The 13,714-nt window shown below is 71.0% G+C and carries 15 protein-coding genes; 2 read left to right on the forward strand and 13 right to left on the reverse strand.

The window, feature by feature from the left end; all coding sequences use genetic code 11:
* Positions 1 to 228: 228 nt before the first annotated feature.
* Together ACFXOM_RS09335 and ACFXOM_RS09340 are read left to right on the forward strand one after the other, a co-directional pair.
* Complete coding sequence (locus ACFXOM_RS09335; protein WP_384933347.1) at positions 229 to 705, forward strand: hypothetical protein; 477 nt, start codon at positions 229 to 231, stop codon at positions 703 to 705.
* A 97-nt stretch (positions 706 to 802) separates the two neighbouring features.
* Entirely contained in the window at positions 803 to 1,381 is a 579-nt protein-coding gene (locus ACFXOM_RS09340) for a TIGR03086 family metal-binding protein (RefSeq protein WP_384933344.1), read from the forward strand.
* A gap of 32 nt (positions 1,382 to 1,413) precedes the next feature.
* On the opposite strand, the gene ACFXOM_RS09345 is transcribed toward ACFXOM_RS09340, so the two are convergent.
* From ACFXOM_RS09345 to ACFXOM_RS09405, 13 genes are all read right to left on the reverse strand, one after another.
* Positions 1,414 to 2,169 (reverse strand): sirohydrochlorin chelatase, encoded by a 756-nt coding sequence (locus tag ACFXOM_RS09345; RefSeq protein ID WP_384933342.1) that lies wholly within the window; start codon positions 2,167 to 2,169, stop codon positions 1,414 to 1,416.
* A gap of 7 nt (positions 2,170 to 2,176) precedes the next feature.
* Positions 2,177 to 3,094: an ABC transporter permease gene (locus ACFXOM_RS09350; protein WP_384933340.1), complete on the reverse strand. Its 918-nt coding sequence runs from the start codon at positions 3,092 to 3,094 to the stop codon at positions 2,177 to 2,179.
* Positions 3,081 to 3,872 (reverse strand): ABC transporter ATP-binding protein, encoded by a 792-nt coding sequence (locus tag ACFXOM_RS09355; protein ID WP_384933338.1) that lies wholly within the window; start codon positions 3,870 to 3,872, stop codon positions 3,081 to 3,083. Before ACFXOM_RS09355 ends, ACFXOM_RS09350 begins: the two co-directional genes overlap by 14 nt.
* A 41-nt stretch (positions 3,873 to 3,913) precedes the next feature.
* Complete coding sequence (locus ACFXOM_RS09360; RefSeq protein ID WP_384933335.1) at positions 3,914 to 5,020, reverse strand: aliphatic sulfonate ABC transporter substrate-binding protein; 1,107 nt, start codon at positions 5,018 to 5,020, stop codon at positions 3,914 to 3,916.
* 225 nt (positions 5,021 to 5,245) lie between these two features.
* The gene (locus tag ACFXOM_RS09365; RefSeq protein ID WP_384933333.1) at positions 5,246 to 6,586 is read right to left on the reverse strand and encodes a sulfate adenylyltransferase subunit 1; all 1,341 of its coding nucleotides are present in this window, start codon (positions 6,584 to 6,586) and stop codon (positions 5,246 to 5,248) included.
* A gap of 2 nt (positions 6,587 to 6,588) precedes the next feature.
* Positions 6,589 to 7,542: a sulfate adenylyltransferase subunit CysD gene (gene cysD, locus ACFXOM_RS09370; protein WP_385037537.1), complete on the reverse strand. Its 954-nt coding sequence runs from the start codon at positions 7,540 to 7,542 to the stop codon at positions 6,589 to 6,591.
* Between the two features lie 118 nt (positions 7,543 to 7,660).
* Entirely contained in the window at positions 7,661 to 8,296 is a 636-nt protein-coding gene (gene cysC, locus ACFXOM_RS09375) for an adenylyl-sulfate kinase (RefSeq protein WP_384933328.1), read from the reverse strand.
* The gene (locus ACFXOM_RS09380; RefSeq protein ID WP_384933326.1) at positions 8,296 to 8,997 is read right to left on the reverse strand and encodes a phosphoadenylyl-sulfate reductase; all 702 of its coding nucleotides are present in this window, start codon (positions 8,995 to 8,997) and stop codon (positions 8,296 to 8,298) included. The genes cysC and ACFXOM_RS09380 overlap by 1 nt, the downstream gene beginning before the upstream one ends.
* Positions 8,994 to 9,173 (reverse strand): hypothetical protein, encoded by a 180-nt coding sequence (locus ACFXOM_RS09385; RefSeq protein WP_384933323.1) that lies wholly within the window; start codon positions 9,171 to 9,173, stop codon positions 8,994 to 8,996. The genes ACFXOM_RS09380 and ACFXOM_RS09385 overlap by 4 nt, the downstream gene beginning before the upstream one ends.
* Positions 9,174 to 9,261: 88 nt before the next feature.
* Positions 9,262 to 10,959: a nitrite/sulfite reductase gene (locus ACFXOM_RS09390; protein ID WP_384933321.1), complete on the reverse strand. Its 1,698-nt coding sequence runs from the start codon at positions 10,957 to 10,959 to the stop codon at positions 9,262 to 9,264.
* 148 nt (positions 10,960 to 11,107) lie between these two features.
* Positions 11,108 to 11,191 (reverse strand): putative leader peptide, encoded by an 84-nt coding sequence (locus tag ACFXOM_RS09395; RefSeq protein ID WP_384933639.1) that lies wholly within the window; start codon positions 11,189 to 11,191, stop codon positions 11,108 to 11,110.
* Positions 11,192 to 11,342: 151 nt separating this feature from the next.
* On the reverse strand, positions 11,343 to 11,909 hold the full coding sequence (locus ACFXOM_RS09400) for a GNAT family N-acetyltransferase (protein ID WP_384933318.1): 567 nt from the start codon (positions 11,907 to 11,909) through the stop codon (positions 11,343 to 11,345).
* 222 nt (positions 11,910 to 12,131) lie between these two features.
* Positions 12,132 to 13,418, reverse strand: coding sequence for a GAF domain-containing protein (locus ACFXOM_RS09405; RefSeq protein WP_384933315.1), 1,287 nt, complete (start codon positions 13,416 to 13,418; stop codon positions 12,132 to 12,134).
* Positions 13,419 to 13,714: the final 296 nt, after the last annotated feature.

Here is a 13,714-nt window from a genome sequence, read left to right on the forward strand (position 1 = left end):
GGCCCGGTTTCTCCTCCGGATGGGCGAGCTCGGTGGTCCCCCGGGCAGGGCAGGACGCCGGTGCCCGGCGGCGTGCCCGGGCGGTGCGGCCGGCCCGCACGCAGGAGCGTGCCGTTCGGGCCGGGTCCGTGCGGGCGCCCGGCCCCCGTTCCGTGCTCGGCGCGTCGTGAACAGTCGGGTGGTGGGACACCCGATGGGCCCGGACTCCGATGTGCCAGGCTCGTACGCATGGACGAAGCATTCACGGCGGCCACGGGGGACGGGCCCGTACAGCAGGGTCCGGGCCCCGGAAGGGCAAGCGAAGGACGTGCCGCCGAGGTTCGGGTGGCCTTGGCGGGTCTGCTGCAGATCCGCAGGCTGACGAACGCCGACGCGCCCGACCCCGAGGCGGTGCCGGCGGCATGGGAGCACGGCCGGATCGCGCAGGCCGTGGCGCTCGGTCTCGAAGGTTCCGGCATCGCTCCCTCCGCGGTGGACGCGGAGGGCCGCAGGGTGGCGACGGGGTACCGGGTGCGGACGGGCGAGCCCGGATCCGTCGTCGTCGAGTGGCTCGGTCCGCGCGGCAGCGGGGCGGGCGGTCAGGAGGAGGACGCGCTCACCGTCTGTCGGGGCGTACTCGAAGGGCTGGGCTGGGACGCCCTGCTCTACCGGGGGCGTGGCCGGCACCGCTTCCTGGAGGTTCGCCCGCCTCATCGTGGCGGTTGACGGCTCGCTGGGCAGGACGGCGAACGGCCCGGGCGCGGGAACAGCCCTGTCGCGTTCGTTCAAGACCCCTACGTTCGCCCTCCGTAGCGTGGCCGACATGAACCACATCCGGTCCCACCTCGTGGAGTGCGCCGCAGAGGCCACCCGTATCGCCCGAGGCATCGCCCCCGAGCAGTTGTCCGGTCCCTCTCCCTGCAAGGAGTGGACCGTGCACGACCTCGTCAACCACTGGGTCCTGTACACGTCCCACGGGTTGGAGCACCGTGCCCTGCGGGCGCAACTGCCCGAGGAGCTGACCGGTCGGGACTTCGCCGCGGAGCCCGACTGGGCGGAGCGTTACGCCGCCCAACTGGAGCGCGGCGTCGCCGCATGGGCGGACCCGGCAGTCTGGGAGGGCACCGTCGACCTCGGCTCCATGGCACTGCCCGCCCCCGAGCTCGCCTCGCTCATCGTCAAGGAACTCGCCGTGCACGGCTGGGACGCGGCCCGGGCCACCGGCCAGGAGTACCGGATCTCCCCACCCGCCGCGGAACACGTCCTCTCCGTCGTCCAGGAACACGCCGAGCTCTACCGGCAGTACGACGGTTTCGCGGGCCCGGTCCTCCTGCCCGCTTCGGCGAGCCCGTTCGACACGGCACTCGCCGCCTCCGGACGGGATCCCGACTGGACCCCCTGACACGCTCCGGCTTCCGGCGAGGCTCGGGCGGTTCAGGCGCCGGTCGCCTCGAGCACCGGCGCCAGGAGAGCCTCGGCGAAGCGCTCCAGCAACAGGCCCGCCACCTCGGAAGACGGCCCCAGCACGGCAGCGAGGACCTCGGCGCCCGCTTCTGCGGCGCCGGCGGCGATGCGGTCGGGCAGGCGGCCAGGAGCGAGGACGTACGGCGCCACCGCGACCCGGCGCACCCCTTCGGCACGCAGCGCCCGGACGGCGTCCTCGGTGCGGGGCAGTGTGGCGGAGGCGAACGCAGGTCGCACGGCGCACCAACCGGTGTGCCGCAGCTCCCGCGCCATGTCAGCGATCACTGCGATCGCCTCCGGGTCGGAGGAGCCCGCCGAGGCCAGGACGACCCCGGTCGAGCGCTTGTCCGCCGGTGTCAGCCCGGCCTCGTACAGCCGCCGTTCCACCGCGTCCAGCAGCAGCGGCGAGGGGCCCAGGACATCGGCCTGGGTGATCCGCAGCCGCGGATGCCGGACGCGCGCCGCGTTCAGCACGGACGGGATGTCGGCCTTCGCGTGGAAGGCTCGGGTCAGCAGCAGCGGCAGCGCGATGACCTCGCGGACCCCGTCGTTGGCCATCCGCTCGAGCACCTGCGGGACGGACGGGGCGTTGAAATCGAGGAAGGCCGTCGACACCCGGAGCCCTGGCTCCAGCGACCTGACGTGTCGCACCAGGGCGTGCACGGTCGCGGCGTGCCGCGGATCGCGGCTGCCGTGGGCGATGACGAGGAGCGCCGGTGCGTGCACGGGGAACTCAGCTCCTGACGAGCAGCCCGCGGCTGCGGAGCACCCAACGCTCCAGCGGGCTGAAGATCAGCAGGTCGATGGCGATTCCGACGATCAGGATGAGGATGATCGCCAGGAACACCCCGGGCATGTCGAAGTTGTTGCGGCCGTTCTCCAGCAACTGGCCGAGGCCGAGGCCGAGGTCGGGCGACGACGCGATGATCTCGGCAGCCATCAGCGAGCGCCAGGAGAAGGCCCAGCCCTGCTTCAGTCCGGCCAGGTAGCCGGGCAGGGCGGCAGGCATGACGATGTGCCAGGTCCCCCTGAGTCCGGTGGCTCCCAGGGTGCGGCCGGCCCGCAGGAACAGCGGCGGCACCTGGTCGATGCCCGAGACCAGCCCGTTGGCGATCGAGGGGACCGCGCCGAGCAGGATCACCGTGAACATCATCGAGTCGTTCAGTCCGAGCCAGATGACGGCAGGAGGCACCCAGGCCACCGACGGAAGCGACTGCAGTCCCGACAGGATCGGGCCGATGGCCGCACGGACGAACGTCACTCGGGCGACGAGCAGACCGAGTGGCGTGCCGATGGCGAGCGCCAGCAGGAAGCCGAGCAGGCCGCGGGAGACGCTGGTCCACACGACGTCGAGCAGCGTGCCCTGCAACCACATCTCGGACAGGCTGTCCCAAACCGCGGACGGCGGAGGCAGCTTGTAGTCATCGGTCACCTTCAGCTTGACGAGCACCTGCCATGTGACCAGGACGAGTGCGATCGCCAGCAGCGGCGGCAACACCTTCTGCACCAGCACCTGGCGCACCGGCGGCCGGTGCGACTGGACGGCGTCGAGCGCGTCGAGGCCGGCCTCCAGACCGGCGAGGTCGTCGCCCCTGGCGCCCCGCTCAGCGTCCGTCCGTGCGACGTCGTCGCGGATGTCAGTGCTGGCCATGGCGGCGGATCTCCCCACGCAGTTGTTCGGTGATCTCGACGGACAGTTCTGCGACGGCGGCGTCCTCGATGCGGCGGGGCTGCGGAATGTCGACCCGCCACTCGTGCGCCACCCGGCCGGGGCGGGAGGACAGCAGCACCACCCGCTGCGCGAGCCGCACCGCCTCGCGCACGTTGTGGGTGACGAAGAGGACCGAGAGGTTCGTCTCGCTCCAGATCCGGGTGAGCTCGTCGTGCAGCACGTCACGGGTGATCGCGTCGAGCGCGGCGAACGGTTCGTCCATCAGCAGCAGGTCGCTGTCCTGTGCCAGGGCCCGGGCCAGTGCCACGCGCTGCCGCATGCCGCCGGACAGTTCGTGGACCCGCTTGCCGTGCGCGCCGCGGAGCCGTACGAGCTCGAGCAGCCGCTCGGCCTCGTCGCGGCGCTCGGCCTTGGGGACCCCGCGCAGCCGCAGGGCCAGCTCGACGTTCTTGCCGGCCGTCAGCCACGGGAAGAGCGCGTGCTCCTGGAACATCAGGGCCGGACGTCCGCCCGGGGTCCGGATCGACCCGGAGGTCGGCCGGTCCAGGCCGGCGACCAGATTGAGCAGTGTCGACTTCCCGCACCCGGAGGCTCCCAGGATGGTGACGAACTCGCCGGGAGCGACATCGAGATCGATGTCGTCGAGGACGAGCTGCGGTCCTGCCGGGCCGGCGAAGGACTTCGAGACGTGCTCGATGCGGGCGGCGTGGGAGACCGCAGCGGCGCCTTCGGCAGCCTCGGTGAGAGTGGTGGCCATGGTCGTCACCTCCTGGGAGCGGGAATGGGTCGGATCGGGTACTACTCGGCGCCGAGCCCGGCGTCCGCCACCGCCGGCCGGCCCTCGGCCTTCAGCACCTTGTTGAGGAGCCTCAGGTCGTAGATGCCGTTCAGGTCCGGCTTCTTCAGCAGGCCGGCTTCGACCGCGTGGTCGGCCTGGGCCCGGAGCGTGGAGGCCAGCGGGTCGTCGGTGACCTGGATGCTCCGCCACGCCGGGTCGATGACCTCGGGCGGCAGTTCCTTGCCGCCGAGCTGCTTCAGCGCGGCGTTGGCGGAAGCCCTGGCCTTGTCCGGGTTGGCCTTGATCCAGGCGTTGGTCTTCACCGTGCCGCGCAGCACGGCCTCGACGACGTCCGGGTGTTCCTCGAGGAAGTCCCGCGACACGATGACGTTCGTGATGACGAACTTCTCGTCCGGCCACAACGAGGACTCGTCGAGGAGCACCTTCCCGCCCTCGGCGACCAGCTTCGACGCGGTCGGCTCGGGAACCCAGGCACCGTCGACGGAGCCCGAACTGTAGGCGTCAGGAACGATCTTGTTGTCCGTGCGGACCACGGAGACGTCCCCTTTGCCGCTCTGGGCGTCGACCTTCCAGCCCTTCTTGGACACCCAGTCGAGGAAGGCCACGTCCTGGGTGTTGCCGAGCTGCGGCGTGGCGATCTTCTTGCCCTTGACGTCGTCGAGCGTCTTGATCCTGTCCGGGTTCACGACCAGCTTCACGCCGCCCGACGCGGACCCGGAGACGATGCGCAGGGCGCGGCCCTTGGACTTGCTGAATCCGTTGACGGCCGGTGAGGGGCCGATGAAGCCGATGTCGATCGAACCGCCGCCCAGGGCCTCGATCTCGGACGGGCCGGCGTTGAAGGTCTGGGCGGCGACCTTGGTGCCGCCCAGTTCCTTGGCGATGAAGCCCTCCTGGATGCCGACCAGCGCGGTGGCGTGCGTCAGGTTGGGGAAGTACCCGATCTTCACAGTGTCCGTGGAGAGTTTCTTGCCCTCGGCCGCCACCGCGGTCTTCCGGTCGTCGGCCTTGGACCCGTAGCCGCAGGAGGCGAGCGCCCCGACCAGCAGCGGGAGGGCGGCAGCGGCGACGGCCATGCGGCGCAGAGTGGTGGGGGTGGCTGGCACGGGAGACTTTCCTCTCAGTGACCCGGCGGTCCCGTCATCCGGTCGTTCCGGGTGTAGCGGGACACCGCCGGCAGTACGGCGGGTCGGTGTCTTCGTCTGTGGTGCGTGCGGTGCCGCGCGCGGGTCATCGGACGCATCGCGCGACACCTCCCGTGCCCGCTCCGAGCCCGCCGCTGCCCACGCGGCCGCCCTCCTTCGCGAAGGTTGCGAAGGCGTCGACGGCCATCAGAAGTCCCATCCCTCGTCGTCCTGGGCGGGTACGGCCACGGAGGTGGCGAAGGACTCGCCCGCCATGCCCGCAGCCAGGGTCGTGCCGTCGGCCGGGTCGATCAGCAGGAACGATCCGGTGCGGCGGGAGTCCGCGTACGAGTCGAGCGCGAGCGGCTCGGCCGTACGGACCCGGACCCGGCCGATGTCGTTGGCCACCAGCTGCCCGGGGGACGGGTGCTGGGACAGGTCGTCGAGGGTGAGCCGCGACGGAATCTCCTGCACGATGGCCTTGACCGTGCGGGTGGTGTGCTTCAACAGCACCCGTTGGCCCACCGCGAGCGGCTGGTCCGCCACGTGGCAGACGGTCGCCTCGACGTCCTGCGTGGTGGCGGGTGCGTCCTCGCTCGGCACGATGAGATCGCCGCGCGAGACGTCGATGTCGTCTTCCAGCAGGAGCGTCACCGACCGCGGGGTCCAGGCCACGTCCACCGGTTCGCCGAGCAGGTCGATGCCGGAGATCCTCGACGTCCGACCCGACGGCAGGACGGTCACCCGCTCGCCGACGCGGAACGTTCCCGCGGCGATCTGGCCCGCGTAACCGCGGTAGTCGGGGTGTTCGGCCGTCTGCGGGCGGATCACGTACTGCACGGGGAAACGGGCGTGGCAGCTCGCGAGGTCGTGGCTGACCGGGACCGTCTCCAGGTGCTCCAGGACCGTCGGGCCGCCGTACCAGTCCATGTTCGCGGAAGCATCCACGACGTTGTCCCCGGCGAGCGCGGAGATCGGGATCGCCGTGACCTCGGGGACGCCGAGCTCGGTCGCGTAGGCGGTGAACTCCTCGGCGATGCGAGCGAACGCGGACTCCTGGTACCCGACGAGATCCATCTTGTTGACGGCGAGGGCCACGTGCGGGACGCGCAGCAGCGCGGCGATCGCGGCGTGACGGCGGGTCTGCTCGACGACTCCATTGCGGGCGTCGACCAGGATCACGGTCAGCTCCGCGGTCGAAGCTCCCGTCACCATGTTCCGGGTGTACTGCACGTGCCCGGGGGTGTCGGCGAGGATGAACCGGCGCCGCGGCGTCGCGAAGTAACGGTACGCCACGTCGATCGTGATGCCTTGCTCCCGCTCGGCCCGCAGGCCGTCGGTGAGCAGCGCCAGGTCCGGAGCCTCCTGACCGCGGGAGCGGGAAGCGTGTTCCACGGCCTCCAACTGGTCGGCGAGCACCGACTTCGAGTCGTGGAGCAGCCGTCCGACCAGGGTGGACTTGCCGTCGTCGACGGACCCGGCGGTGGCGAAGCGCAGCAGGGTGGTGACCGGAAGGTGCTCGGCCGACTGCTCGGTGGGGCTGGTCATGGTTAGAAGTACCCTTCGCGCTTGCGGTCTTCCATCGCGGCCTCGGACAACTTGTCGTCCGCGCGGGTGGCGCCCCGCTCGGTGAGCCGGGAGGCGGCGATCTCGGCGATCACTGCGTCCAGCGTGGTGGCGTCGGAGTCGACGGCGCCGGTGCAGGACATGTCGCCGACCGTGCGGTAGCGGATCAGCCGCTTCTCCACCGTCTCGGTGTCCTTGGGGCCGCCCCAGTCGCCGGCCGTCAGCCACATGCCGTTGCGCTGGAAGACGTTGCGCTCGTGCGCGAAGTAGATCCCGGGCAGCTCGATCTTCTCGCTGGCGATGTACTGCCACACGTCCAGCTCGGTCCAGTTGGACAGCGGGAAGACCCGCACGTGCTCACCGGGCGCGTGGCGGCCGTTGTAGAGCTGCCACAACTCGGGGCGCTGGCGGCGGGGGTCCCACTGGGAGAACTCGTCCCGCAGTGAGAAGACCCGCTCCTTGGCCCGGGCCTTCTCCTCGTCGCGCCGACCCCCACCGAACACGGCGTCGAAGCGGTACTGCTGGATCGCCTCGGTCAGCGGAACGGTCTGCAGCGGGTTACGGGTCCCGTCGGGACGCTCCCGCAGCACACCGCGGTCGATGTAGTCCTGTACGGAGGCCACGTGGAGCCGCAGCCCGTGTTCGGCCACCACACGGTCGCGGTACTCGATGACCTCGGGGAAGTTGTGTCCCGTGTCCACGTGGAGCAGGGAGAAGGGGACCGCTGCCGGCGCGAAGGCCTTCAGCGCCAGGTGCAGCATGACGATGGAGTCCTTGCCCCCGGAGAAGAGGACCACCGGGCGTTCGAACTCCCCCGCCACCTCGCGGAAGATATGCACCGCTTCGGATTCCAGCGCGTCCAGGTGCGTCAGCGCGTACGGGCTGTCGCCCCCGGAGCGGTGCGCAGCCTCGCCCACGACGTTGATGCCGGTCGTCATGCTGCATTCCCTTCATGAGCTTCTCCGCCCACCCGGCCCTGGGGCACGGCGTCCTTGTTCGTCCGCGGCCCGGCGGCGCGGTGTGCTTCCCCGGCCGCTGCCGGGCGGTTCCCCCCGCTCACCGGATCCCCTTCGCGTCCAGCAGCGCGTACAGCGCTGCGGCTGATTCCTGCACGGTCTGGGTGTGCGACTCGATCCGCAGGTCCGGTGACTCCGGCTCCTCGTACGGGTCGTCGACCCCCGTCAACCCGCTGATCTCGCCCGCCGCCTGCTTGGCGTACAGCCCCTTCACATCGCGTACCGAGCACACGTCGACCGGAGTGGCCACGTGCACCTCCACATAGGGCGTCCCCTGGGCGTCATGGCGCTTGCGGACCGCCTCGCGGCTGTCGGCGTACGGGGCGATCACCGGCACCAGGACGGTGACGCCGTTCGAGGCGAGCAGTTCGGCGACGAAGCCGATGCGCTGCACGTTGGTGTGCCGGTCCTCACGGCTGAAGCCCAGGCCGGCGGAGAGGAACTCGCGGATCTCGTCGCCGTCGAGCACCTCGACGCGGCGGCCCTCGTCGCGCAGCCGGTCCGCCAGCTCGTACGCGATGGTCGTCTTGCCCGCGCTCGGCAGCCCGGTGAGCCAGATGGTGGCCCCAGTCACGTGCTTCTCCCGGTGGTTCAGGGTCGGTTCGGTCGGTCGGGCCTGTTCGGTCGGTCGGGTCGCCCCGGTCGTCGCGGCCGGAGTGTCGGAGGGCGCCGCCATCAGCCGTGCAGCCCGCACTCGGTCTTGGCCCGCCCCGCCCAGCGGCCGGCGCGTGCGTCCTCGCCCTCCAACACCCGGCGGGTGCAGGGCGCACAGCCGACGGAGGCGTAACCGTCCATCAGCAGCGGGTTGGTGAGGACTCCGTGCTCGGTGACGTACGCGTCCACGTCGTCCTGCGTCCAGCGGGCGATCGGCGAGATCTTGACCTTCCTGCGCTTCTCGTCCCAGCCGACCACCGGCGTGTTCGCCCGTGTCGGGGACTCGTCGCGGCGCAGGCCCGTGGCCCACGCGACGTACCCCGCGAGACCGTCCTCCAGGGGTTTGACCTTGCGCAGCGCACAGCACAGGTCGGGGTTGCGGTCGTGCAGCTTCGGTCCGTACTCGGCGTCCTGCTCGGCCACGGTCTGCCGGGGGGTGAGCGTGATGACGTTGACGTCCATCACCGCGTCCACCGCGTCGCGGGTGCCCAGGGTCTCGGGGAAGTGGTAGCCCGTGTCGAGGAAGACGACGTCCACACCCGGGAGGACACGGGACGCCAGGTGCGCAACCACCGCGTCCTCCATGGACGAGGTCACGCAGAAGCGCGAACCGAAGGTCTCGGCCGCCCAGCGCAGGACGTCGAGGGCGGAGGCCCCCTCGAGCTCTCTCCCGGCCTTCCCCGCAAGCAACTGCAGCTCGTCCTGTGACTGCATGGCCGTCATATCTGCTCCCCTCCACCGTCGTTGCGCTGAACACCGCGGGTGAGCAGCCCGAGGAACTTCAGCTGGAAGGCCCGGTTGCACGCCGTGCACTCCCAGGCTCCGTGGCCCTGCTCGTTCGGACGCAGGTCCTCGTCACCGCAGTAGGGGCAGTAGAACGGGGCGGCGCGCTCGCTCACGGTGCACTCCTGGTCGCCTCTTCGCCCGCGGGGTGCACGGGCGTGGCTTTCCTCGTCGTCTGCGGCCGACCGGCCGTGTGCGCGTCGCTCACGACAGGGACCCTTCCGAGGCGCGCGCCACCCAGGTCGCGAAGCGCTCGCCGTCCTCGCGCTCCGCCTGGAAGCACTTGAGGACGCGCTCGACGTAGTCCGGCAGCTCGGCCGAGGTGACCTTGAGCCCGCGGACCTTGCGGCCGAAGCCGGCCTCCAGGCCCAGCGCGCCACCGAGGTGGACCTGGAACCCCTCGACCTGGTTGCCGTCGGCGTCGAGCACCAGCTGACCCTTGAGACCGATGTCCGCGACCTGGATACGGGCGCAGGCGTTCGGGCAGCCGTTGATGTTGATCGTGATCGGTTCGTCGAACTCGGGGATGCGGCGCTCGAGTTCGTCGATCAGTGCGGAGCCCCGGGCTTTGGTCTCGACGATGGCCAGTTTGCAGAACTCGATACCCGTGCAGGCCATCGTGCCGCGCCGGAACGGGGACGGGCTGACGCGCAGGTCGAGCGCTTCCAGCGCCGACACCAGTGAGTCGATCCGATCCTGCTCGACGTCGAGGACGAGCATCTTCTGCTCGGCGGTGGTGCGCAGCCGGCCGGAGCCGTGTGCCTCCGCCACTTCGGCGATCTTGGTGAGTGTCGCGCCGTCGACCCGCCCGACGCGCGGTGCGAAGCCGACGTAGTAGCGGCCGTCCTTCTGCCGGTGCACGCCGACGTGGTCGCGCCACCGCTGCACGGGCTGCTCGGGTGCCGGGCCGTCGATGAGCGCCCGCTTCAGGTACTCGTCCTCCAGTACCTTCCGGAACTTCTCGGCGCCCCAGTCGGCGACCAGGAACTTCAGCCGGGCGCGGGTACGCAGCCTGCGGTAGCCGTAGTCCCGGAAGATCGAGATGACGCCCTCGTACACGTCGGGGACCTCGTCCAGCGGCACCCAGGCGCCCAGCCGCACCCCGATCTTGGGGTTGGTGGACAGTCCGCCACCGACCCAGAGGTCGAAGCCGGGGCCGTGCTCGGGGTGCTCCACCCCGACGAACGCAACGTCGTTGATCTCGTGTGCCACGTCGAGCAGGGGGGAGCCGGAGATCGCGGATTTGAACTTGCGAGGCAGGTTGGAGAATGCCTTGTTGCCCACGACGCGGCGCTGGATCTCGTCGATGGCGGGTGTGCCGTCGAGGATCTCGTCAGCGGCGATGCCGGCGACGGGTGAGCCGAGGATGACGCGGGGCGTGTCGCCGCAGGCTTCCGTCGTGGACAGGCCGACGGCTTCCAGCCGGTTCCAGATCTCCGGCACGTCCTCGATGCGGATCCAGTGGTACTGGATGTTCTGGCGGTCGGTGATGTCGGCCGTGCCGCGCGCGAACTCCTCGGAGATCTCGCCGATGACGCGGAGTTGCTCGGTGGTCAGGCGGCCGCCGTCGACCCGGACGCGCAGCATGAAGTAGGAGTCGTCCAGCTCCTCGGGTTCGAGGACCGCGGTCTTGCCGCCGTCGATCCCGGGCTTGCGCTGGGTGTACAGGCCCCACCAGCGCATCCGTCCGCGCAGGTCGTTGGGGTCGATCGAGTCGAATCCGGCCTTGGAGTAGATCGTCTCAATGCGTGTCCGCACATTGAGACCGTCGTCGTCCTTCTTGAGCTGTTCGTTGCCGTTCAGCGGCGTGAAGTGGCCAACGGCCCACTGGCCCTCGCCGCGGTGGCGTCCGGCCTTGCGGCGGGGCGTGGCGGAGGTGGGCGTTTCCGGGGTGGCGGCCATGACGATACGTCCTTCGGGACTGCGGGAGGGCGGCTCTGACCTGCGCGCTGGCGCACCGGTCAGGGTGCGGCGCGGCACTGCGCAGAAAGTGGGGGGTCTCGGTGATCGTGGTGCTGCTGTGCCGGGGGCGCATGGCCCCTGCGGCTGCTCAGCTCGCCCGACAGATGGCGCTGGACATGCGCCCGAGGTCGACGTGCCGCCGACTCACCAAGGTAATTCCAGCTCGAGACATGACGGAAGCGTGTCACGGCACTTTGGACTCAGTCCACCGCCATCCAAAATATGGACAATACTGTCTCGTCAGGCGAGACAGTGTGTCCCCGGTCACGCGGGACCGTGAAGAGCCCGGCGACACCCGGACCCAGTCCGGGCGACGCCCGGTGTCAGCTCCCGGCGCCGGGCCACGGCCCGGGCGTCTCGACCTCCGCCTCTTCCTCGACCTCGGTGTCGAAGAGCGTGAAGCCACGGCGCAGGTAGTTGTCCATCGCGTGCGGCCCGTCCTTGGAGCAGGTGTGCAGCCAGACCCGCTTCGTCGGGGTGCGGCCGGGCCAGCGCTCCGCCAGGTCCCAGGCCCGGGCGGTCCCGTACGCCAGTAGGTGGCCGCCGATGCGTCGCCCGCGAAAGGCGGGGAGCAGGCCGAAGTAGACGATCTCGACCGCGCCGCCGGCCTGAGCCTCCAGCTCGACGTACCCGGCGGGCGTGCCCCTCTCGTACGCCACCCAGGTCTCCACCCCCGGCCTGTTCACGGCCTCGTCCCACTGTGCGTACGTCAGACCGAGCCGGTCCGTCCAGTGGATGTCCCCGCCGACCGCCGTGTAGAGGAAGCGACTGAACTCGGGCGACGGCACCTCGGCACGGACGATCCGCACGTCGCCCGGGGGCTCCGCGGCCGGGCGCAGGTCGTCGGGCGAGTTCTGCTCCAGGGACCACGTGGTCACAGCGATGCTCATGACCGCCAGGGAACCACGTCCGCGGCCCGCCGCCAAAAGTCGGGCGGGAGACCTCCTGCTGCCCCCGGGGCGTTGCACGCGGCGGGTCGCCCGGGCGTCGGTCGGCGATCGCACCGCCACGGTTTGGTCCCGTCCGCCGGAACCCCGGCTCTGGAGGGTGCCAGGGCCTCGAGGCGGGCCGTCGCGTCCGACGGGCGCGGAGCGTCGTGTCCCGGGTGCCCGCTAACGCGGGCGGCGTCGCTCGGCCGCCACCGCAGGGGCGGAAGAATGGGGCAGCAGATCGGCCGGGTGCGTCGGCCGTACGACCTCCACGTCGATCCCTTCGCTGAACCGGTACGGCCGGTGGGCGAGCACGCCCGAGAGGGTGCGCCGCACACGCGAGATCTCGGCCCGAACCGTCACCGTGCGGGTGGCGTCGCCGAACAGGTCCGCCGCCAGCTCCGCCGCGGTACGGCCCTCCGGGTGCCGCGTCGCCAGGACGTACAGCAGCTCGGCGTGCCGCGGGCTCAGCTCCTTGCTCCATCCGCCCGCCGGGCCCGAGACCGCGATCGTCCAGCAGCGGGCGCGGCTCACGTCGAGGACCACTCGGTTCGCGGGCTCCACGGGTCCTGCCCCGGCCGGACGGACCAGCCAGCCCCCGGGCAGTGGCTCCACGCTGCACAGGCCCAGCGACGGCAGCCACACCCGGCCCGCCCGGAAGGACTTGGGCAACTGCAGTCGGTCGACCGGCGCCATGCCCGTGATAGCCGCCGTCCAACCGTGCGCGTCCACGACCAGTGCCCGGCCGTCGAGGCGACAGAGGATCGGTGCGGCCAGCGAACGCAGTCGTTCGACCGTCCGCAGGTGTCGGTGGGTCAGCTCCGCCTCGGCGAGCTGCGCCACCGACCTGACGAGCGCGAGCGTCGCCGGGTGGAAGCTCGACGCCGGTCCGCTCACGTCGACGATGCCGAGCAACTGCCCGTCGCGCGGGTCGTGCACCGGTGCCGCCGCACAGGTCCAGCCGTGCAGGGTGCGTACGAAGTGCTCCGCCGAGTGGACCTGAACGGGGCGGCGCGCGGCCAGGGCCGTGCCGATGGCGTTGGTACCCGTGCTGTCCTCGCTCCAGGCGGCGCCCTCCTCCAAGCAGATGGCGTTCGCCTGCCGCATCACCGAGGCGTTTCCCTCGCGCCACAGCACCCGGCCCTGGGCATCTGTCACCACCATGATCTGCAGCGAGGCGTCGGCGATCTCCGTCAGCCCCCCGCTGAGGATGTGCATCACGTCGCCGAGCACCGTTCCGCGCCGGCGGTACTCCAATTCGTCCCGCTGCAGCAGCGCACTGCTGGTGGAGCGGTCGGGATCGAGGCCCAGCCGGAGCATCCGCTGCCAGGAGGCGTCGATGTCCGGACGGGGCGCGATCGGCGGGCGCCTGCCCGCGAGCGTCGCCGCGCGTACCTGGTGGAGCAGCCGAACGGCGTGCCCGGCGTCCATGGCGGACAGCCGTGCCAGGTCCAGAGCCGTCCTTCTCATCGCCAACCCCCCCCCGCCGCCGGTGCTGCGCGCGTCCCGGATGTCACGCGCTGTCGGTTCTGCAAGGCTTGCGGTCCAGGGAGGGAACTGCTCCCGTCCCACGGCACCGTGCACCGCACCCGTCGGAAGATACCGGTCCCCCTACCTGCTGCAACGGTGTGCAACTCTGGCGAGCCGCGGTCACGTTGCGCGAAGCTGGGCCGAGCGGAGGGGGGTGCCGTGTCGGCGCAGCACCACCCTCCGCTTTCTGCGTGTGTTCCGTCCCGGCGCACGCCGGGGCGCACGGTAGCGGTGAG

Origin of the sequence: Streptomyces sp. NPDC059169 (genome assembly GCF_042755225.1) — a bacterium.
GTDB lineage: Bacteria > Actinomycetota > Actinomycetes > Streptomycetales > Streptomycetaceae > Streptomyces.

Excerpts from the sequence above, each read along its gene's own strand:
- ACFXOM_RS09335 (WP_384933347.1), top strand. The coding sequence starts at position 229 with ATGGACGAAGCATTCACGGCGGCCACGGGGGACGGGCCCGTACAGCAG.
- ACFXOM_RS09340 (WP_384933344.1), top strand. The coding sequence starts at position 803 with ATGAACCACATCCGGTCCCACCTCGTGGAGTGCGCCGCAGAGGCCACC.
- ACFXOM_RS09350 (WP_384933340.1), bottom strand. The coding sequence starts at position 3,094 with ATGGCCAGCACTGACATCCGCGACGACGTCGCACGGACGGACGCTGAG.
- ACFXOM_RS09355 (WP_384933338.1), bottom strand. The coding sequence starts at position 3,872 with ATGGCCACCACTCTCACCGAGGCTGCCGAAGGCGCCGCTGCGGTCTCC.
- ACFXOM_RS09365 (WP_384933333.1), bottom strand. The coding sequence starts at position 6,586 with ATGACCAGCCCCACCGAGCAGTCGGCCGAGCACCTTCCGGTCACCACC.
- cysD (WP_385037537.1), bottom strand. The coding sequence starts at position 7,542 with ATGACGACCGGCATCAACGTCGTGGGCGAGGCTGCGCACCGCTCCGGG.
- cysC (WP_384933328.1), bottom strand. The coding sequence starts at position 8,296 with ATGGCGGCGCCCTCCGACACTCCGGCCGCGACGACCGGGGCGACCCGA.
- ACFXOM_RS09380 (WP_384933326.1), bottom strand. The coding sequence starts at position 8,997 with ATGACGGCCATGCAGTCACAGGACGAGCTGCAGTTGCTTGCGGGGAAG.
- ACFXOM_RS09390 (WP_384933321.1), bottom strand. The coding sequence starts at position 10,959 with ATGGCCGCCACCCCGGAAACGCCCACCTCCGCCACGCCCCGCCGCAAG.
- ACFXOM_RS09395 (WP_384933639.1), bottom strand. The coding sequence starts at position 11,191 with ATGTCTCGAGCTGGAATTACCTTGGTGAGTCGGCGGCACGTCGACCTC.
- ACFXOM_RS09400 (WP_384933318.1), bottom strand. The coding sequence starts at position 11,909 with ATGAGCATCGCTGTGACCACGTGGTCCCTGGAGCAGAACTCGCCCGAC.
- ACFXOM_RS09405 (WP_384933315.1), bottom strand. The coding sequence starts at position 13,418 with ATGAGAAGGACGGCTCTGGACCTGGCACGGCTGTCCGCCATGGACGCC.